The sequence below is a fragment of the Microbispora hainanensis genome, assembly GCF_036186745.1.
Taxonomy (GTDB): Bacteria; Actinomycetota; Actinomycetes; order Streptosporangiales; family Streptosporangiaceae; genus Microbispora.
On the sequence record NZ_CP108086.1, the window covers coordinates 4,856,060 to 4,875,321 of the forward strand.

The window sequence follows — 19,262 nt, forward strand, 5'->3', positions numbered from 1 at the left end:
GTCACCCAGCCGGAACCGCCGCCCAGCGGGACCGCCGTCGTCTCGGCGATGCCAGGGAGCGCCGAGGACGCGCCGAGCAGCGGGCTGTACAACTCGGGCGAGATCCGGTCGCCGACGTCGGGTGGAGGCGGCGAACGAGCGTGCTTCCGCCCCCATGGGAGCGCGCCCCGAAATCGGCAACGGCGCACGCCTGTCTCCCGGCGCCCGGTCCGCTCAGCGGACCGGATCCGCCCGCGGTTTCCGGCCTTTCGCCATACTCGGGGTTCCACCGCGCTACCTCCGGTATCGGCATGGTCGTGTGATCCCGTATGTAGCACCGGCGCGAACTTTGGCGATATCTCACCAGGGCGCAAATCGGCAGAGGAGATGGAGGTCATTATCAACCTGTCATGGATTGAATTGCTGATCTTGCTACTGGCGGTGGTCTTGATATTTTTCCTGATTCTCAGACGCCGCAGAGGTGTAGGAGGTGAGACTCGGCATCCCTCCGGCGAGCGCCAGGCAAATAGTCGTGGGCGCAGCACATTAATGCAGGGGTTCACGCCCCGGAAGCGGCGGAGCGCGCCGGTCACGGCATTGACGTCATGCTTCGGGTCTACGCCAAGTGCATCGACGGACAGCGTGAGATCGCCAATCAGCGGATAGAGGCTGCCCTCGTCTCATGAACGCCTACAGCCTCGTCTCAGGGTCTCGGGTCACTCCGGGACCCTTGGGCCGTTTCGGGGGTCGGTCGCCATCCGATGCAATCGGTGAGACCTGTAGGTACCGCACCGCTATCTAAGCGAGAAGATCACATTCTGGCCAAGTTCTTCCTGGATCCCCCGTATAGCAGTAGGGACCGCGGGCTGGTCGAGGCCGGCGGTAAAGATCCGGAACCGGTGCAGAAGGTGCCACTCTTGTTCCTCATAGTCAACGATCGTGCCGTCGCTTCGCCGGTCGGGATCGGCCTCCACCTGGATGAGGCCGAAGCGTGCGAGCATGCGGTGCGCCTCGTAGGCGTCCCGGCCGATGCCGTAGTGGTTGAAGCGTATGTCGCTGGGAACGGCGACGGGATAGTCCTGGGTCGTCCGCTTTCGGTGGATGAGCATCATGAGGAACGCCAATTCTGTGTCCTCAAGCACGTGGATCCACCCATTGAGGAACAGGGAGGTGGGGAGAGTGAAGTGCTCCTCCGTCGCGTTCGGGACAGCGTACAGGACCGGATCGGCATCACCTCGTGGGCCGCGTTCGTTCATCAGCCGGAACTGCTCGTAAGTATCGACGGCCTTTCCGTGGTTCGGAAGGTGGACGAGCTGTATCTCGTCGTGGCTCAGACTCTTCAGCGCCGAAACGATACGACGCTTCTTCTTTTCGGCGCGCGACATGGCAACGTTGGTTCGGGCTCCCGTAGTCAAGGAGCTTCTCGGGGCCAGCAGGTCCACCCAACCCCGACCTTCCCCGCTGTGATCAATAAGAGGGTATCGATTGCCTGGTCGGCGACCGGGGGACGCGTGAAGGTGTGCCTCGTACAGGGCCAGCAGGTACAGGCGCAAGGCGCTGCCGGTAGGCGACATGATGCGTGTAGCCGGCGGCCGGTCGGCCAGGTTTGGTGCGCGGCGGTCGGACGGTTCCCTCGGCGGAACGTCGGCCCGGTAAACGAAACCGCTTCGGACGCGGATCTCGCGCGGAGGGGTGGACTTGAGGGCGGCCAACGCGCCGGTAGCGGTTTCGATCACGCCACGGAGGCTCTCGGAGCAATGCTTAGAACCTGTGGATCTTCAGGGAAGGGGTGTACCTTCCCGATGATCATGTAGGTCTCATGCATGACCGACGCGCCAACGTCGGTCGGGAAGGCACACCCGTGCTCACCGTAGTCCCTGACCCCGCTGACGGCGACCGCCGTACCGCAGACGCCCCGGTCTCCTCCTCCCTGATCGACGAGATCGTCCGGGAAGGCGCCCGCAGGATGCTCGCCGAAGCGCTCAAAGCCGAAGTCGACGCCTATATCGCCCAGTTCTCCGATCAGCGTGACGACGATGGGCGCCGTCTGGTCGTGCGTAACGGCTACCACGCCCCGCGCGAGGTGCTCACCGCGGCCGGCGCCATCGAGGTCCGCGCGCCGCGCGTCAACGACAAGCGCGTCGATGAGGTCACCGGCGAGCGCAAACGCTTCTCCTCGGCGATCCTGCCGCCCTGGGCGCGCAAGACACCGAAGATCACCGAAGTGCTGCCCTTGCTCTACCTGCACGGCCTGTCCTCCGGTGACTTCGTCCCAGCGCTGGGGCAGTTCCTCGGCTCGGCGGCCGGCCTGTCGGCGCCGGTCATCACGAAGCTGACCGAGCAGTGGAAGGCCGAGCAGCGCGCCTTCGCCGACCGTGACCTGTCGGGCGTGGACTACGTCTACCTGTGGGCCGACGGGGTGCACGTCAACGTCCGCCTGGAGGAGCACCGTTTGTGCCTGCTGGTGATGATCGGCGTGCGCGCCGACGGCCGTAAGGAGCTCATCGCGCTGTCCGACGGCTACCGCGAGTCGACCGAGTCGTGGGCCGACCTGCTGCGCGATTGCAAACGGCGGGGGATGCGCGCGCCGGTGCTGGCCGTCGGGGACGGCGCACTGGGGTTCTGGGCCGCCCTCGGTGAGGTGTTCCCGCAGGCCAGGGCTCAAAGGTGCTGGTTTCACAAAATCGCCAACGTGCTGGGAGCCATGCCGAAGTCCGCACAGAGCGGCGCGAAGAAGGCGTTGGCGGAGATCTGGAACGCCGAGGACAAAGACCACGCCCTGGCGGCGGTGAAGGCGTTCCAGGCCGCTTACGGGGCCAAGTACGGCAAGGCCGTGGCCAAGGTCGTCGACGACGTGGACGAGTTGCTAGCGTTCTACGACTTCCCAGCCGAGCATTGGGTGCATCTGCGCACGACCAACCCCATCGAGTCGACGTTCGCCACCGTGCGGCACCGCACCAAGGTCACCAAAGGCCCCGGTTCACGGGCGGCCGGGCTGGCCATGGCGTTCAAGCTGATCGAGTCGGCCCAGGCCCGCTGGCGCGCGGTCAACGCCCCCCACCTCGTCGCCCTGGTCCGCGCCGGGGCCACCTTCGTCAACGGCAAGCTCGTCGAACGCCCCGACGATCAGCCCTCACCAGCAGCTGCTTAGGAACTCGTGATCCACAGGTCTTGACGATTGCTCAGGCTCCTCTCGAGGCGCGCCTCTCTCGCCTGAAGCTGTCCCCGGCTCTTGCTGTTCAAGATCGGCAGCCATCCCTTTAAAAGATCTTGATGCGCCTTGAGCTGAACGTCCTGACCCGCCTGAAACCCTGACTATTTATTTCCCTATAACTCATAAATGGCAGGCGGGTTAGCGCGTTCACGAAGTCTACTCGCGCAACCGGGCGAAGCGCACCATCCTGGGATCAGACGCCGCGGCCCCCGGGGGTACCGCCCCGAGGGCCACTAGGTCGGCGCACTTCCATACACGAGCGAATGGAGTCTCGCCATGCCCAGGGTAAGCCCTCCGGCCAGGTCGGGAGCGGAGTCTCCCGAGAGGTTGCCTCTCAGGTGGGCCGTGATCGGCATCGCTGTGACGGTGGTCGCGGTGGCGGCGGCCCCGGCCGGGGTTCTCGCCGCGATCGGTGCCGGTCTCGGCACCGCTGTCGCGCTGCACAGGATGATCATGTAGTCGGAGCACGGGCGGCAGGAAGCATACGCTTTCTGTCGCCCGCCGGCTCACCCGTAACTATCGTGGCCTGCGAAAACGCGACCAATATCATCCCGTGTATATCCCGTGACTGGCGACAAACGGCGACTCTCGGTGGCCTACGGCTGCATGTCAGGCAAGCATGATCCATGCAGAAGTCGCAGCTCAGGCAGGGTTTCCCTGATCAAACGTGGTAGGGCGGGTGGGACTTGAACCCACGACCCACGGATTATGAGTCCGATGCTCTGACCGGCTGAGCTACCGCCCCGCAATGGTGGAGTCTCTCACAACTTAGCGGGTGAGGGGATCTGCGAACGGAGGTGATCGGCGGCCTTCGGCCGTGGGCGTAATCGCTGCCAGACGACCATCCGGTGATCGCCCGTTCTGGGGTGTGGATACCCTGTCGGGAGTCATGGGGCCTATGTCAGGGTATGTGACAGTTGAGACGACATCGCTCCACAAGACGACTCTGCGAAACGTGGCTCCGCAACGGAATCCGGGGGTGCCCCGTGGGGAGACGACTGGCGGGCGTCTGCGTGCTTCTCCTGATGTCCCTTCCGGCCTGCGGGCAGGGCGGGCGGCAGCCGGGAGGGGAACTCGGAGCGGTCGGCGACGTGCGGGAGGGCTTCACCGTCGGCCTGCTGCTCCCCGACGAGGGACCCGATCGGCCTCTGTTCACCCGGGCCCTGGCGTCCCTGTGCCCGCGCTGCCATGTCCAGTACGCGAACGCCGCGGGCGATTGGGCCAGGCAGGGGCGGCAGATCGGCCGGATGCTGGCCGACGGCGTGCGGGTGCTGGTCCTCGGCGCGGTGGACCCCGGGGCCGCCGCTCCCTGGGTGGCCAGGGCCAAGCTGTCCGGGGCGAAGGTCGTCGCGTACGACCGGCTGGCGAACGGGCCGGTGGACGCCTACGTGGCGACCGATCCGGCCCGCGTCGGGCGGGAGCAGGCGCTGGCCCTGCTCGGCGCCATGAAGACCGCGGGGCCGGTGGTGCTCCTCAACGGCCCGGCCACGGACCCGTACGCCGTGACGGTGAAGCGGGCCATGCACGCGGTGCTGGACGGCCGGGTGACGATCGGCTGGGAACGGGACCTGACGCGGCCCGACGAGGCCGCACGCGAGGTGGCGGCGGCCGTCGCCGCGCTCGGCGGGGCCGCGAAGGTGGCGGGCGTGTGCTGCGCGAGCGACACGGCGGCGGAGGCCGTCGCGGCCGAGATGGCGCGGGCGGGGATGACCGGGGTGCCGCTGATCGGGCACGGCGGGCGGCCCGCGGCACCGGGGCGGGCGGGGGCCGGCACGCAGACCGCCACGGTCCGTCCCGATGTCGCGGCCGAGGCGGCGGCCGCCGCCAGGCTGGCGGTCGAGGTCGCGGGCGGCAGGACCGTGTACGGCACGGCCGTCGTGGCCAACGGGACGACGGTCTCGATCCCGGCGGTGCTGGTTCCGCCGGCCGTGGTCACGAAGGCCCCGGCCCGTGGGGCTCCCGCCCCCGGGACCGCTCCCGGGCAGGGCACGCGATCGCACTGATCCGACGGCAGGGCCGCGGCCGCACTGGGGTGTACGGCCGCGGTCAGGGGAGTGCGGGCTTACTCCTCTTCGCCGGAGGAGGCGGGGCGCCGGAGGAGGCGGGACCGTCGGACGGGCGCAGGCGCTCCCAGAGCAGGAACGCGCCGCCGACGACGAGCATCGCGACGCCCGTCCACAGGTTGATGCGGATGCCCTCCGCCTTCTGGATCTCCTGGGCGCTGTCGAGCAGCCCGGTGACCGCGAGGATCAGTCCGTAGACCACGAACAGACCGCCGATCACGCGGCGGATGTCGAAGAGCCGTTGCGGGGCGGCCATGCGAACCTCCTAGAGGAAGGGCAGGTAGAACGCCGCGGCGAGGACGACCGCCCCGGCGCCGAGGATCACGGGGGAGCGATACCAGGCGGCGTCTCCCGCCAGCGCGTCGTCCGAGACGGACGCGTCGCTCAGGCCGTAGACGAGCCCGCGCAGCTCGCTCTCCGGCTTGGGGGTGGTGGCGAGCGTGACCACGACGGAGACGACCGCGTCGACCACGAAGGCGATGCCGGCGCCCCAGAAGCTCGCGTTCAGCTCGGTGCCGAAGCCGAACACGCCCGCTTTGTAGAGGATGTACGAGGCGAAGGCGCAGACCGTGCCGCTCAGCAGGCCCCAGAAGCCCGCCCAGGCGGTCATCCGCCGCCAGAACAGGCCGATGATGAACGTCGCGAACAGCGGGGCGTTGAAGAACGAGAACAGCGACTGCAGGTAGAACAGTCCTAGATGACGTTCTTCCTTCCCCCAGGAGATCACATGCTCAGGCTCGCGGACTCGATCCCCGTCGTGTCCTACGCGCGCATCTCGGCGGACACGAAGAGAGACGAGCACGGCGTACGGGACCAGCACAAGGTCAACCGGGAGACGGCTGCCCGGCACGGCGGGACTGTACAAACAACGGTGTAACTCCTGATCAAGGAGACACCTGTGACGAGTACGGTGATCCAGCAGTCTGAGGCGCTGGACCTGGAGGACACCGCGGTGGCGCGGAAAGAGCATGAGGCGTCGGATCGTGAGCTGGTGGCCCGCCTGGTCGGCCAGGCCCGCGCCGAGGGGCTGGAGCTGGTCGGGGAGAACGGGCTGCTGGGCCGGCTGACCAAGCTGGTTTTGGAGTCGGCCCTGGAAGGCGAGCTGACCGACCACCTCGGCTACGACAAGCATGATCCGGCCGGTCGCGGCAGCGGCAACTCCCGTAACGGCACCCGGACCAAGACGGTCATCACCGACGTCGGGCCGGTCGAGATCGACGTGCCTCGGGATCGGGACGCCAGCTTCGAACCGAAGATCGTGCGCAAGCGGCAGCGGCGGCTGCCGGGTGTGGATGAGATGGTCATCTCGCTGGCCGCCAAGGGCCTGACCACCGGGGAGATCTCGGCGCACCTGGCCGAGGTCTACGGGGCGGAGGTGTCCAAGCAGACCATCTCCACGATCACCGACGCGGTGATCGAGGGCATGGCCGAGTGGCAGAACCGCCCTCTGGATCCCGTCTACCCGGTGGTGTTCATCGACGCCATCCACGTCAAGATCCGTGATGGGCAGGTGGCCAACCGGCCGATCTATGTGGCGTTGGCGGTCACCGCCGACGGTGAGCGCGACATTCTCGGGTTGTGGGCCGGCGACGGCGGTGAGGGCGCCAAGTTCTGGCTGCACGTGCTGACCGAGATCAAGAACCGGGGCGTCGCCGATGTGCTCATGATGGTCTGCGACGGCCTCAAAGGGCTGCCGCAGGCCATCGAGCAGGTCTGGCCGCAGACCGTGGTGCAGACCTGCGTGGTGCACCTGCTGCGCGCTTCCTTCCGCTACGCCGCACGCCAGCACTGGGACGCCATCGCCAAGGCGCTGCGGCCGGTCTACACCGCCCCGACCGAGGCCGCCGCGCTCGAGCGGTTCGCCGAGTTCGCCGAGGTCTGGGGCGGCAAGTACCCGGCGATCGTGAAGTTGTGGCAGGACGCCTGGGCGGAGTTCGTGCCGTTCCTGTCCTTTGATGTGGAGATCCGCCGGGTGATCTGCTCGACGAACGCGATCGAGTCGGTCAACGCCCGGATCCGTCGGGCGGTCAAGGCCCGCGGCCACTTCCCCAACGAGCAGGCCGCGCTCAAGTGCGTCTACATGGCCATCATGAGCCTGGACCCGACGGGCAAGGGCCGCAAACGCTGGATGAACCGGTGGAAGGCCGCCCTGAACGCCTTCGAGATCACCTTCGAAGGCCGACTGTCAGCAACCCGCCGCTAGAACAAACCGAAGCCGAGTTACACCGTTCGCTGGACAGGCCCGGCACGGGGGGGCTGGACCGTCGTGCACGAGTTCACGGACAACGACAAGTCTGCTGCCAAAGCCGATGTCGTGCGTGACGATTTCGAGGCCATGTTGAAGGCGCTCCGCGCGGGCAAGCTCGATGACGGCACGTCGGTTCGCGGGGTGGTGGTCGTGGCCGATGACCGCCTGACCCGTCGCCCTGGCGACTACGAGCGCTTCGTAGAGGCGTTCACCTACAACGACGGGTTCGTGTTCGCCGACGCCAAGCAGACCAAGAACCTGTACAGCGAAGACGTCGAGAGCATGGGCCTGTGAGCAATCGTCAAGACCTGTGGATCACGAGTTCCTAAGCAGCTGCTGGTGAGGGCTGATCGTCGGGGCGTTCGACGAGCTTGCCGTTGACGAAGGTGGCCCCGGCGCGGACCAGGGCGACGAGGTGGGGGGCGTTGACCGCGCGCCAGCGGGCCTGGGCCGACTCGATCAGCTTGAACGCCATGGCCAGCCCGGCCGCCCGTGAACCGGGGCCTTTGGTGACCTTGGTGCGGTGCCGCACGGTGGCGAACGTCGACTCGATGGGGTTGGTCGTGCGCAGATGCACCCAATGCTCGGCTGGGAAGTCGTAGAACGCTAGCAACTCGTCCACGTCGTCGACGACCTTGGCCACGGCCTTGCCGTACTTGGCCCCGTAAGCGGCCTGGAACGCCTTCACCGCCGCCAGGGCGTGGTCTTTGTCCTCGGCGTTCCAGATCTCCGCCAACGCCTTCTTCGCGCCGCTCTGTGCGGACTTCGGCATGGCTCCCAGCACGTTGGCGATTTTGTGAAGCCGTAAAAGATCAACTTGTCGGTGTGTCGCGGTCGTTTGGCACTGCGGCGAGCAGATTTGCTGCAGTGCGGTATCGGATTGGCGCGTCGGGGGGAATGTGGCCTGCTTGCTGGAGCAGGGGACGGGTTTCGCGGATGACGTTGCCGATGGACGATCTGCTGACATCGCCTAGAACGTCGGCCAGGACATCCATCGTGCAGAGTTTCCGCTGGTAGAGAATCGTGAGCACGACCCGTTCGCTGTTGCTGATCTTCTGGGGGAAGACGCCGGATCGGGTCCCGGGCTGGCGGTGCCCGCCCCGCCGCTGGTAGCCGAGGCGCTCGCCTTGAGCGACCTGTGCTGCGGCGAGGCGCTGGATGAGGAGACGGAGTTCGTCGCGGCTGATCCCGGTCAGAACCGGATGGGATAGTTGATCGATGATCACGGCTCGTGCGGGGCGCTGGCCGGTGTCCAAGAAGCCGAGGAGAGCGGCGGGTTTGGCGAAGCGGACCTGAGCGGCTCCGGCGTGGTGGCCGTGGTCTTCCAAGACTCTGCGGGTCTCCTTCACCAGGTCGGCGATGCAGACGTCGGTGACCTCCAGAAGGTCGGCCAGGACCTTCATGGAACAGACCTGCCGCTGGTAGAGGAGCGTGAGCAGGAGGCGGGCGGCGGCGTCGAACAAGGGCTTGGCGCGGAGGTTGCCGGTGGCGCGCCGAGCTCGGCCGCCGCGTTGCCGGCTGTGCCGTTCCTGGGTGCGGGCGGCCTGTGCAGGCGCGAGCGCGGTGGCCAGCTGGCGTAGTTGAGGGGTGCTCATGCCGGTCAGCCGCGGATCGGCCAGACGCAGCAGCATGGCCTGGCGCCGCTGCGCGGGTCCGTCGCCCTCGCTCACCGGCTGGGACGTGGCCGGGTCGTCGGCCATTACTGGGCGCAGGGTGTAGTTCCAGGTGCCGTGGGTGGCGTGTCGTTCCAGGGGCAGGGCGGCGAAGCGCTCCTTGCTGATCGCGACACCGGTCGGGTAGTCGCCGGTGTCCAAAACCGCCTCCACCCGCAGTCCGGTACTGGTCTGGGTGGAAGCGATGGTGTTGACCACTACGTCATGACTGGTCAGGGGCCTGCCGCGCCAGTTGAGGGTGATGTGGGAGAACAGCCGGTGCTCGATCTTGTTCCATTTGGAGGTGCCGGGCGGGAAGTGACAGACCGTGATCACCAGCCCGGTCTCGGCGGCCAACGCGGCCAGTTCGCTCTTCCAGACCCGATAACGGTAACCGTTGGAGCCGCCCGCGTCCGCAGTGATCAGTAGCCGTGAGGCGGACGGGTAGTCGTGGCGGCCGCGCGCTTTCCACCAGCGGCGGATGGACTCCACCGCGAACACCGAGGTGTCATGGTCGACACCGACGTTCACCCAGCCGGTGTTGGCCGTGATGTCGTAGATCCCGTACGGGATCGCCTGCTCGACGTCCGGACCGGAGAAGAAGAAGTGGTGGTCTTCGACCTCGATCGGCTCGCCCCTGGGGCGCCACTCGCGTCCGGTCATCGGGAGCCGGCCCAGCTGTTCCCGCTTCTTGGTGTCCACGCTGATCACCGGCTCGCCGTCAGCCTGATGGGCTTTGACCTGCTCGTTGATATAGCGGAACTGGGCGTCACGGTCGGGGTGCTGGGCGCCTTCGAGGGTCTTGACGTTGGCTTGCAGGCTGAACCCGGCCGTCTTCAGCAATCGTCCTACCGTGGGCGCCGATACACCGTGTCCTTGCCGGGTCAGCTCGGCGGCCAGGTGGCGTAGCGACTTGGTCGTCCACCGCAGCGGGGACTGCGGGTCGCCGCGCTCATCCGGCTCCACCAGCCCCAGCAGCGCCGTCAGGACGGCCGGATCGTCGTCTTCAACACGCTTGCGACCACCCCCGGATCGTCGGACACGACCTGCCGGAAGCGGCTTCCGGCCTTCTTCCAGCTCGAAGATGCCGTTACGGACGGTCGTCTCGCTGACCCCAGCGGCCTGAGCGACAGCCCGCACCCCACCGTGTCCCAGCAGCCGCGCCTCGGTCGCCAGCACCAGCCGATGCTGTCGTTCGTTCAGATGCGGGCGTAATGCCTCGAATTTCCGCGCGAGTTGGCCGCGGACCTCGCTGGAGATCGCCATACCATCTCAACGAGCCGAAGATCACGAAGCAACGCCTTATTTCTTGACGGCTTCTGTGAAACCAGCACCTTTGAGCCCTGGCCTGCGGGAACACCTCACCGAGGGCGGCCCAGAACCCCAGTGCGCCGTCCCCGACGGCCAGCACCGGCGCGCGCATCCCCCGCCGTTTGCAATCGCGCAGCAGGTCGGCCCACGACTCGGTCGACTCGCGGTAGCCGTCGGACAGCGCGATGAGCTCCTTACGGCCGTCGGCGCGCACGCCGATCATCACCAGCAGGCACAAACGGTGCTCCTCCAGGCGGACGTTGACGTGCACCCCGTCGGCCCACAGGTAGACGTAGTCCACGCCCGACAGGTCACGGTCGGCGAAGGCGCGCTGCTCGGCCTTCCACTGCTCGGTCAGCTTCGTGATGACCGGCGCCGACAGGCCGGCCGCCGAGCCGAGGAACTGCCCCAGCGCTGGGACGAAGTCACCGGAGGACAGGCCGTGCAGGTAGAGCAAGGGCAGCACTTCGGTGATCTTCGGTGTCTTGCGCGCCCAGGGCGGCAGGATCGCCGAGGAGAAGCGTTTGCGCTCGCCGGTGACCTTATCGACGCGCTTGTCGTTGACGCGCGGCGCGCGGACCTCGATGGCGCCGGCCGCGGTGAGCACCTCGCGCGGGGCGTGGTAGCCGTTACGCACGACCAGACGGCGCCCATCGTCGTCACGCTGATCGGAGAACTGGGCGATATAGGCGTCGACTTCGGCTTTGAGCGCTTCGGCGAGCATCCTGCGGGCGCCTTCCCGGACGATCTCGTCGATCAGGGAGGAGGAGACCGGGGCGTCTGCGGTACGGCGGTCGCCGTCAGCGGGGTCAGGGACTACGGTGAGCACGGGTGTGCCTTCCCGACCGACGTTGGCGCGTCGGTCATGCATGAGACCTACATGATCATCGGGAAGGTACACCCTGAACCACTCCGACTTTCGTGGAGGCCCTGAAGCCAGCATCATCTGCTGGCGGAAGGGAGAATCACGTCACGATGCCAGCCCCGAGGAAATACCCCCAAGAGCTTCGCGAGCGCGCGGTCCGCATGGTCTTTGAGGTCCGCCGGCAGACCGGCGGCGCCCCCGGCGCGATCGCCCGGGTGGCCGACCAGCTCGGCGTTCACCGCGAGGCGCTGCGCGGGTGGGTGCGCCAGGCCGAGATCGACGAGGGGCAGCGGCCGGGCACCTCGACCACCGACGCCCAGCGGATCGCCGAGTTGGAGCGCGAGGTGCGCGAGCTGCGCCGCGCCAACGAGATCCTCAAGGCCGCGGCCGCTTTTTTCGCGGCCGAACTCGACCCCCGGCCGCCCAGGTAGTCGCCTTCATCGACGCTCACCGCGGCGCTTTCGGCGTCGAGCCGATCTGCCAGGTGTTGCAGGTGGCGACGTCGACGTACTACGCGGCCAAGTCCCGTCCGCCCTCAGCCCGGCAGGTGCGGGACGCCCAGCTCATGGCCGAGATCACCACGGTGTGGAACGAGAACTTCGAGGTGTATGGCGTGCGCAAGATGTGGAAGGAGCTCAACCGGCGCGGCACCCGCGTGGCCCGCTGTACCGTGGCCCGGCTGATGAAGCGCCTGGGGCTGGCCGGGGCGGTTCGCGGGGACCACAAGCGACCGACCACGATCCCCGATGCTCTCATTGACCGGCCCGCCGACCTGGTCAAACGCGACTTCACCGCCCCCTCCCCCAACCGGTTGTGGGTCGCCGACCTGACCTACATCCCCACCGCGTCGGGGTTCGTGTACGCGGCGCTGGTGATCGACGCGTTCTCGCGGATGATCGTCGGGTGGCGTCTGGCCGATCATCTGCGCACCGACCTGGCGCTGGACGCGCTGGAGATGGCCATCTGGCGTCGCGGAGACGGACGGCGGCTGGAGGGCCTGGTGCACCACTCCGACCGCGGCTGCCAGTATCTGTCGATTCGCTACACCGAGCGCCTGTCGGGTGCCGGGGCGGTCTGCTCGGTCGGATCTCGAGGGGACAGCTATGACAACGCCTTGGCCGAAAGCACCATCGGGCTGTACAAGACCGAGCTGATCCACCGGCGCGGCCCGTGGAACGGCCTGGACGACGTCGAGATCGCCACCATGGAATGGGTCGACTGGTACAACAACCGGCGCCTCCACAGCGCCTGCAACGACCTTCCACCAGCCGAATTCGAGACCCACTACCGAACCCAAACCGCCCCGGCTATCCTCACCCCAGCCAGCTAACCCGGCCTCCACGAAACTCGGCGCGGTTCAGCACCGAGAGTCCGGCCGTGTATGTCTCTGCACAGTACGCACCGAGCGGAAGTTTCATCGACGATGCCTGGGACGAATGTTGATCCAAATCCGGCGTCCAATCCTACCCGGCGATGGGAGGACACTGACGAGGTTCGAGTGGAGGCAACTCTTCTCGTAAAGCCTCTCGGTCCTCTTCCTCGAAAGGTGTTGGCAGCGCTCAGTCAAACTCCATCAGTGGCTATTGAAGCCGTCGAACTTGCATCAACTCTGGATGCTCCGACAGACGAAGTTCAGAGTGCGGTGAATCGCATCAACAGTTTCGCCGAGGCGTTCGGCTTCGTCCCGCTGATCTCAGCTCATGAAAGCGGTCGCTTCTTCATCGACCCTCCTGCTGCGAGGGTTGTCAATGCGGCTCTAGAGAAGACTGAGCGTCGTTAGGAGAAATGGAACAGGGAGCCTCCTTGATGAGGCTCCCTGTTCGCATTCCCTGGTGGCACATGTACGTAGGAACATCGGCCCCCTGCTTGGAACGCTCGGCATCGGGGGTTTGGCGGTTCGTGGGCCGCTGCCCGCGGGGCGGCGCGGGCCGGGACCGGCCCCCCAGGCCGCATGCCCGGCCCGCTGGCCGCCCGGAGTGGGCGGGCGGCGGGCGAGCGAAGCGAGCCCCTTGACCCTGTAGTGAGGATTCTCGCCGAATCGGCTCTTGGCGGACTGGACGATCAGATGCCCGGCGTCCCTGTCGGTGTGCCTCGCCGGGTGATTGCCCTGCTAGATGCCCGTTCGTGGCTGCCGGTGCTGCGTCTTGACGCTCTTGAGCGATGTCACGCGAAAGAGTTGCGTGATTGCATGTTCTGGAGATAATTCATGATGTTGCCGAACCCGGCGGCGATGAACGCCGTGCCGATTCCGGCGAGGACGCCGACCACGGTGGCGATCCGGCCGAGCCGCACGTACCACTCGTCGGGGTGGTCGCCGTTGACGTGCGCCTTCCAGATGTCCTGGGTGAAGACCGTGTTGAAGCCGCTGATGTTGGCGGCCATCCCGGCCATGAACGACGCGAGCAGGCCGGTCACCGCGACACCGAGCACGCCGTTGGGCAGGAACTCGTTCATGAGCAGCGGGATCGCCTCGTTGTACGTCGGCCCGCCGTCCTTGCCGAGGTCGCCGAACAGCACGACCGCGATGAGACCGGGGATCACGGTGACGATCGGGATCACGAGCTTCGGGTAGGCCGCGACGATCGGGGTCAACCGGGCGGCGTTGGTGTTGCGGGCCGACAGCGCGCGCTGCACCTCGGCGAAGTTGGTGGTCCAGTAGCCGAAGGACAGCACGAACCCGAGGCCGAAGACCACGCCGATCCAGTTGGCGTTGAGCGGATTGTCTGTGCCGGCGGTGTGCGCCCAGGTGTGCAGCCCGCCCTCGCCGAGCACGCTCTGCCTGACCTTCTCGCCGAGGCCGGAGAAGCCGCCGACCCGGGTCAGGCCGATGACCACCACCGGCACGAGCCCGGCGACGATCACGAAGAACTGCATGACCTCGTTGTAGATCGCCGAGGACAGGCCGCCGAGCGTGATGTACGCCAGCACGATCGCGGCCGACACGATGATGGACAGCCACAGCGGCCAGCCGAGCAGGGCGTCCATGATGAGCGCCAGCGCGTACAGGTTGATCCCGGCGATGAGGATCTGCGCGACGGCGAAGGTCCCGGCGTTGAGCAACTGGGTCGCGCCGTTGAAGCGGCGGCGCATGAACTCCGGGACGCTGTGCACCTTCGACCGGTAGTAGAACGGCATCATCACGACGCCGAGGAACACCATGGCGGGGACCGCGCCGATCCAGTAGTAGTGCAGCGTCATCGCGCCGTACTGCGCGCCGTTCGCCGCCATGCCGAGCACCTCGGTGGCGCCGAGGTTGGCGGACATGAAGGCCAGGCCGGTGATCCAGGCGGGGAGTGCGCGGCCCGAGAGGAAGAAGTCCAGACTCGTCCGTACGGCCCGTTTGGCGGCGAAGCCGATTCCCAGCACCACGACGAAGTACAGGGCGAGGATCACGTAGTCCAGGACGTTGACGTCGAGCCGCAGATCCTGTGCGGCCAGCAATTGGGCATCAGGCACGCGACGGCGGCTACCCGAAGGTCGTGCCGTTTCACGCGGTATATCCAATCGTGACGACACCGCAGGTGAAGGCGCTGCAAGGCCGTGCGGCGGTGTCCCGAGTGACGGGGGAGCAGCCGGGTAAGCGAGGGAGAACAGGACAACACCGACGAAGGGGGCACGTCATGGCCGACGCACCGAACCCGATCCAGCTGCAGAAACACCTGAAGGGCGTCGACTATCCGGCCGCGAAGTCGGACCTGATCCGTACGGCCCGGGACCAGGGCGCGGACGACACCGTCATCAACGCGCTGGAGCGCATCCCGGACCGGCAGTACGACGGCCCCAACGCGGTCAGCAAGGCGGTCACCGACGCCCGGTGACGAAGGGGCCCGCTGAGAACACAGGCCCGCTGAGAACACCGGCTCGGTGAGAACACAGGCCCGTCGAGAAGAAGTCTGGTGAGCAACCGGTCCCGGCATCGGGCGGCCGGCGCGGGAACGATCCCGCGCCGGCCGCCCGTGTGTGTGACGCAGCATGCCCGCCGCCCGCGTGACGCCGCGTGCCGTTTCCCGCGTTTCTGGCGGGTACGGCGGGCAGGCCGGGGGTCAGGACCAGACGGCGGCGATCGGCTCGGCGAGGGCGGCGGCCTGGTCGAGCCCCGCCGCGAAGGCAGGTCCCCACAGAGCCGGGTCGAGGACGTTCTCGCCGAACACCGCAGTGGAGGCCGCGTCGGGGTGGACGACGTACGACGCGGACGCCCCGGCCTTCGCCATCTCGGCTTCGAGGACGGCCCTGGGGGTCAGGTTGCCGAGCGGTTCGAGCACCACGAGGGTGCGTGCGCCCGCCGCGAGGTCGGCGTTGGTCGTGGAGCGGACGCCGCCGTCCACGTACCTGCGGCCGTTGATCTCCACGGGCGGGAAGACCATCGGCACGGCGCAGCTCGACGCGACGGCCAGCACCAGCGGCGCGCCGGAGGACCGGTCCCACACGACGAACTCGCCGGTGGCCGCGTCCACGCTGGTGATCAGCAGCTCGCGCTCGGGCCACTCCTTCACCGGCAGCCGTTCGCCGACCGCCGCGAGCCGGTCGGCGTAGTGGTCGACCCTGGCCGCCAGGGCCATCTGGCCGACCCTGCGGCGGGCCTCCCGCCGGTCGATGTCCGGGTCGAACAGCACGGCGAACGCCTGCATGACCTCGTCCAGGTCGGCGGCCGGGGGCGGGCCGGTGTCCACCTCGACCTGGTGGGCGATCGCCTCCTCCAGGTCGGCGCCGGTGGCCACGAGCGTGCCGACGACGGAGCCTGCCGAGGTGCCGATGATCCGGTCCGCCGTCCCCAGGTCCACGCCGAGACGGCGCAGGCCGGTGACGATCCCCGCTTCCCAGGCGATGCCGGCGACTCCTCCGCCGCCGAGCACGAGAGCAGTAGTCATAACCGGAATTATGTTCCACGAATGCGTGTGCCCGAGCCCGTGGTGAAACCGGTTCCAATTAGTCTGGACGCCAAACTATTGACGGCGCTTCCGCTGGTATGTGACTCTTCCCTTCAGATTTCCATGCACGTGGGAGAAGGACGGTCAGGGTCCCCACCTGATCGTGCATGGCCGGTTGTCCGTGCTCGGAGGGAAAACCGTCCATGCGAAGATTCGCATCCATGCTCGTGGTCGCCGCCGTGGCCCTGGTCACGGCCGTGATCAGAATGAGCCCCGTGTCGGCCGTGGCCGCCGACCCGTACACGTTCAAGAACGTGCAGATCGCCGGTGGAGGCTTCGTCCCCGGCATCGTGTTCAGCCAGGCCCAGAAGGACCTCATCTACGCCCGCACCGACATCGGCGGCGCGTACCGCTGGAACCAGTCCTCCCAGACGTGGACGCCGCTGCTCGACTGGGTCGGCTGGTCCAACTGGGGCTACAACGGCGTCGTAAGCATCGCCCCCGACCCGGTGGACGCCAACAAGGTGTACGCCGCCGTCGGCATGTACACCAACAGCTGGGACCCCAACAACGGCGCGATCCTGCGCTCGTCGAACAAGGGCGACACCTGGCAGGTGAGCCCGCTGCCGTTCAAGCTGGGCGGCAACATGCCCGGCCGTGGCATGGGCGAGCGCCTCGCGGTGGACCCGAACAAGAACAGCATCCTCTACTTCGGCGCGCCCAGCGGCAACGGCCTGTGGCGGAGCACCGACTCCGGCGCCACCTGGTCGAAGGTGACGAACTTCCCCAACGTCGGCAACTACGTCGCCAGCCCCGGTGACGCCTACAACGGCGACAACCAGGGCGTCGTCTGGGTGACCTTCGACAAGCGGACCGGCACGTCGGGCAACGCCACCCAGACGATCTACGTGGGCGTGGCCGACAAGAGCAACACCGTCTACCGCACCACCAACGGCGGCACCTCGTGGGAGCGGGTCGCCGGCCAGCCCACCGGCTACATCGCCCACAAGGGCGTGCTCGACACGACCAACGGCTACCTCTACATCGCCACCAGCGACACCGGCGGCCCGTACGACGGCGCCAAGGGCGACGTGTGGCGCTACGCCACCGCCACCGGCACCTGGACCCAGATCAGCCCGATCCCGTCGAGCAGCGGCGACGACTACTTCGGCTACAGCGGCCTGACCATCGACCGCCAGCACCCCGGCACGATCATGGTCGCCACCCAGGTCTCCTGGTGGCCCGACGCGATCTTCTTCAGGAGCACCGACAGCGGCGCGAACTGGACCCGCATCTGGGACTGGACCTCCTACCCGAACCGCAGCTTCCGCTACAAGATGGACATCTCCGCCGCTCCGTGGCTGACCTTCGGCACGAACCCCCAGCCGCCCGAGGTCACGCCCAAGCTCGGCTGGATGAACGAGTCGGTGGAGATCGACCCGTTCGACTCCGACCGGATGATGTACGGCACCGGCGCGACGATCTACGGCACCACCGACCTCACCAAGTGGGACTCGGGCGGCCAGTTCACCATCAAGCCGATGGTGAAGGGCCTGGAGGAGACCGCCGTGCTCGACCTGATCAGCCCGCCGAGCGGCGCCCCGCTGATCAGCGCGCTCGGCGACCTCGGCGGCTTCCGGCACACCAACCTCGACGCCGTGCCGTCCTCGATGTTCACCCAGCCCGTCTTCACCTCCGGCACCTCGCTCGACTACGCCGAGACCAACCCGAGCGTGATGGTGCGGGCCGGCAACTTCACCGACTCCGACCGCCCGAACGACAGCCACGTGGCGTTCTCCACCGACGGCGGGGCCAACTGGTTCCAGGGCACCGAGCCGGGCGGGATCAACAACGGCGGCACGGTCGCGGCGGCGGCCGACGGCAGCCGCTTCGTCTGGGCCCCCGGCGACCCCGGCATCCAGGTCGTCTACTCCGTCGGCTTCGGCAACAGCTGGACCGCCTCCAGCGGCGTCCCGGCAGGCGCGATCGTCGAGTCCGACCGCGTGAACGCGCAGAAGTTCTACGCCTTCTCGAACGGCAGGTTCTACGTGAGCACCAACGGCGGCGCGAGCTTCAGCGCCACCGCGGCGAGCGGGCTGCCCACCACCGGCGTGCACTTCAAGGCGCTGCCCGGCAAGGAGGGCGACATCTGGCTCGCCGGCGAGGGCGGCCTGTGGCACTCCACCGACTCGGGCGCCTCGTTCACCAAGCTGTCCAACGTCAGCAGCTCGATCAACATCGGCTTCGGCAAGGCGGCGCCCGGCAAGAGCTACCAGGCGCTCTACCTCGCCGGCACCGTGGACGGCGTGCAGGGCCTGTTCCGGTCCGACGACACCGGCGCGAGCTGGGTGCGCATCAACGACGACCAGCACCAGTACGGCAACATGGGCGAGGCCCTGACCGGCGACCCGCGGATCTACGGCCGGGTCTATCTCGGCACGAACGGCCGGGGCATCATCTACGGCGACCGCACCGGCGGCTCCACCCCATCACCGTCGCCGTCGCCGTCCGCGTCTCCGACGAGGTCGCCGTCCCCGAGCCCGTCGGCCTCTCCGTCCACGTCGCCGTCGCCCTCGCCCTCGCCGAGCCCCTCTGCGTCGCCGTCGCGCAGCCCGTCCCCGAGCCCGTCGCCTTCGGCGAGCCCGTCGGGCGGCAAGGCGTGCTCGGCGACGTACACGGTGGTCAACCAGTGGCCGGGCGGCTTCCAGGGCGAGGTCACGGTGACCAACACCGGCGGCTCCTCGATCAGCGGCTGGAGCGTCAAGTGGGCCTTCGCGAACGGCCAGACGATCAGCCAGCTCTGGAACGGCACGGTCAGCCAGTCCGGGGCGAACGTCACCGTCACCAACGTGAGCTACAACGGCTCGGTCGGCGTCGGGGCGTCCACCACGTTCGGGTTCCAGGCGAGCTGGAACGGCACCAACGCCGTCCCGTCGCCCGTGACCTGCACCGCCTCGTGAGGTAGCACCCCAACGGCCGTACGGGTGCGCCCCCTCACCAGCGCATCCGTACGGTCCCTCAGTGCCTCGTCCCGTCCTCGCAAGAACAGAGGCGGGGGACGA

At 67.7% G+C, this 19,262-nt stretch carries 14 protein-coding genes, 1 tRNA gene, 2 pseudogenes and 1 other annotated feature; of the genes and pseudogenes, 8 read left to right on the forward strand and 9 right to left on the reverse strand.

The features are described from left to right. Nucleotides 1-773: 773 nt before the first annotated feature. Nucleotides 774-1,421, reverse strand: coding sequence for a hypothetical protein (locus tag OHB01_RS22715; protein WP_328853947.1), 648 nt, complete (start codon nt 1,419-1,421; stop codon nt 774-776). Nucleotides 1,422-1,840: 419 nt separating this feature from the next. Between OHB01_RS22715 and OHB01_RS22720 the strand changes: the two genes are divergently transcribed. After that, nucleotides 1,841-3,130, forward strand: a complete 1,290-nt coding sequence (locus tag OHB01_RS22720) for an IS256 family transposase (protein ID WP_328853948.1) — start codon at nt 1,841-1,843, stop codon at nt 3,128-3,130. Between the two features lie 731 nt (nt 3,131-3,861). Here OHB01_RS22720 and OHB01_RS22725 read toward each other — a convergent pair. After that, nucleotides 3,862-3,938 (reverse strand) — tRNA-Ile (locus OHB01_RS22725). A 241-nt stretch (nt 3,939-4,179) separates the two neighbouring features. On the opposite strand from OHB01_RS22725, the gene OHB01_RS22730 reads away from it, so the two are divergent. Next, complete coding sequence (locus OHB01_RS22730) at nt 4,180-5,196, forward strand: substrate-binding domain-containing protein (protein WP_328709584.1); 1,017 nt, start codon at nt 4,180-4,182, stop codon at nt 5,194-5,196. A 43-nt stretch (nt 5,197-5,239) separates the two neighbouring features. Here the strand turns inward: OHB01_RS22730 and OHB01_RS22735 are convergent, their stop codons facing one another. Further along, nucleotides 5,240-5,512, reverse strand: a complete 273-nt coding sequence (locus OHB01_RS22735; protein ID WP_142644792.1) for a hypothetical protein — start codon at nt 5,510-5,512, stop codon at nt 5,240-5,242. Between the two features lie 9 nt (nt 5,513-5,521). After that, a complete protein-coding gene (locus OHB01_RS22740; protein WP_328853949.1) occupies nt 5,522-5,983 on the reverse strand; it encodes a hypothetical protein in 462 nt (153 codons plus the stop codon). A 210-nt stretch (nt 5,984-6,193) separates the two neighbouring features. Between OHB01_RS22740 and OHB01_RS22745 the strand changes: the two genes are divergently transcribed. Both OHB01_RS22745 and OHB01_RS22750 read left to right on the forward strand, forming a co-directional pair. Continuing rightward, nucleotides 6,194-7,459, forward strand: coding sequence for an IS256 family transposase (locus OHB01_RS22745; RefSeq protein WP_405396679.1), 1,266 nt, complete (start codon nt 6,194-6,196; stop codon nt 7,457-7,459). A 63-nt stretch (nt 7,460-7,522) separates the two neighbouring features. Beyond that, the gene (locus OHB01_RS22750) at nt 7,523-7,798 is read left to right on the forward strand and encodes a recombinase family protein (protein WP_328853950.1); all 276 of its coding nucleotides are present in this window, start codon (nt 7,523-7,525) and stop codon (nt 7,796-7,798) included. A gap of 31 nt (nt 7,799-7,829) precedes the next feature. On the opposite strand, the pseudogene OHB01_RS22755 reads toward OHB01_RS22750, so the two are convergent. The 3 genes and pseudogenes from OHB01_RS22755 to OHB01_RS22765 all read right to left on the reverse strand — a co-directional run. Then, nucleotides 7,830-8,303 (reverse strand): annotated as a pseudogene (locus tag OHB01_RS22755) (transposase); the annotation flags it as partial. 13 nt (nt 8,304-8,316) lie between these two features. After that, nucleotides 8,317-10,422: an ISAzo13 family transposase gene (locus OHB01_RS22760; RefSeq protein ID WP_142625397.1), complete on the reverse strand. Its 2,106-nt coding sequence runs from the start codon at nt 10,420-10,422 to the stop codon at nt 8,317-8,319. A gap of 49 nt (nt 10,423-10,471) precedes the next feature. Continuing rightward, nucleotides 10,472-11,296: pseudogene (locus OHB01_RS22765) on the reverse strand (IS256 family transposase); the annotation flags it as partial. 146 nt (nt 11,297-11,442) lie between these two features. On the opposite strand from OHB01_RS22765, the gene OHB01_RS22770 reads away from it, so the two are divergent. Beyond that, nucleotides 11,443-12,662, forward strand: a protein-coding gene (locus OHB01_RS22770) for an IS3 family transposase (RefSeq protein WP_328853951.1) whose coding sequence is annotated in 2 segments (ribosomal slippage) — nt 11,443-11,722 and nt 11,722-12,662 — 1,221 coding nt in all. Because the reading frame shifts where the segments join, the coding sequence is not laid out codon by codon here. Then, nucleotides 11,721-11,834, forward strand: a sequence feature (AL1L pseudoknot). Its footprint overlaps the gene before it by 114 nt. 246 nt (nt 12,663-12,908) lie before the next feature. Continuing rightward, nucleotides 12,909-13,112, forward strand: a complete 204-nt coding sequence (locus tag OHB01_RS22775; RefSeq protein WP_328853952.1) for a hypothetical protein — start codon at nt 12,909-12,911, stop codon at nt 13,110-13,112. Nucleotides 13,113-13,495: 383 nt separating this feature from the next. Here the strand turns inward: OHB01_RS22775 and OHB01_RS22780 are convergent, their stop codons facing one another. Then, the gene (locus OHB01_RS22780) at nt 13,496-14,788 is read right to left on the reverse strand and encodes a sodium:solute symporter family protein (RefSeq protein WP_328853953.1); all 1,293 of its coding nucleotides are present in this window, start codon (nt 14,786-14,788) and stop codon (nt 13,496-13,498) included. Nucleotides 14,789-14,952: 164 nt separating this feature from the next. On the opposite strand from OHB01_RS22780, the gene OHB01_RS22785 reads away from it, so the two are divergent. Next, nucleotides 14,953-15,150 carry a DUF2795 domain-containing protein gene (locus OHB01_RS22785; RefSeq protein ID WP_142644793.1) on the forward strand — a complete coding sequence of 66 codons (198 nt, stop codon included), beginning with the start codon at nt 14,953-14,955 and terminating at the stop codon, nt 15,148-15,150. A 225-nt stretch (nt 15,151-15,375) separates the two neighbouring features. Here the strand turns inward: OHB01_RS22785 and OHB01_RS22790 are convergent, their stop codons facing one another. Then, a complete protein-coding gene (locus OHB01_RS22790) occupies nt 15,376-16,200 on the reverse strand; it encodes a patatin-like phospholipase family protein (RefSeq protein WP_142644794.1) in 825 nt (274 codons plus the stop codon). Between the two features lie 203 nt (nt 16,201-16,403). On the opposite strand from OHB01_RS22790, the gene OHB01_RS22795 reads away from it, so the two are divergent. Continuing rightward, nucleotides 16,404-19,160 (forward strand): cellulose binding domain-containing protein, encoded by a 2,757-nt coding sequence (locus OHB01_RS22795; RefSeq protein ID WP_328853954.1) that lies wholly within the window; start codon nt 16,404-16,406, stop codon nt 19,158-19,160. The last annotated feature ends 102 nt before the right edge of the window (nt 19,161-19,262 follow it).

Coding starts and splice junctions, on each gene's coding strand:
- OHB01_RS22735 (WP_142644792.1), bottom strand. CDS start 5,512: ATGGCCGCCCCGCAACGGCTCTTCGACATCCGCCGCGTGATCGGCGGT.
- OHB01_RS22790 (WP_142644794.1), bottom strand. CDS start 16,200: ATGACTACTGCTCTCGTGCTCGGCGGCGGAGGAGTCGCCGGCATCGCC.
- OHB01_RS22785 (WP_142644793.1), top strand. CDS start 14,953: ATGGCCGACGCACCGAACCCGATCCAGCTGCAGAAACACCTGAAGGGC.
- OHB01_RS22760 (WP_142625397.1), bottom strand. CDS start 10,422: ATGGCGATCTCCAGCGAGGTCCGCGGCCAACTCGCGCGGAAATTCGAG.
- OHB01_RS22795 (WP_328853954.1), top strand. CDS start 16,404: ATGCGAAGATTCGCATCCATGCTCGTGGTCGCCGCCGTGGCCCTGGTC.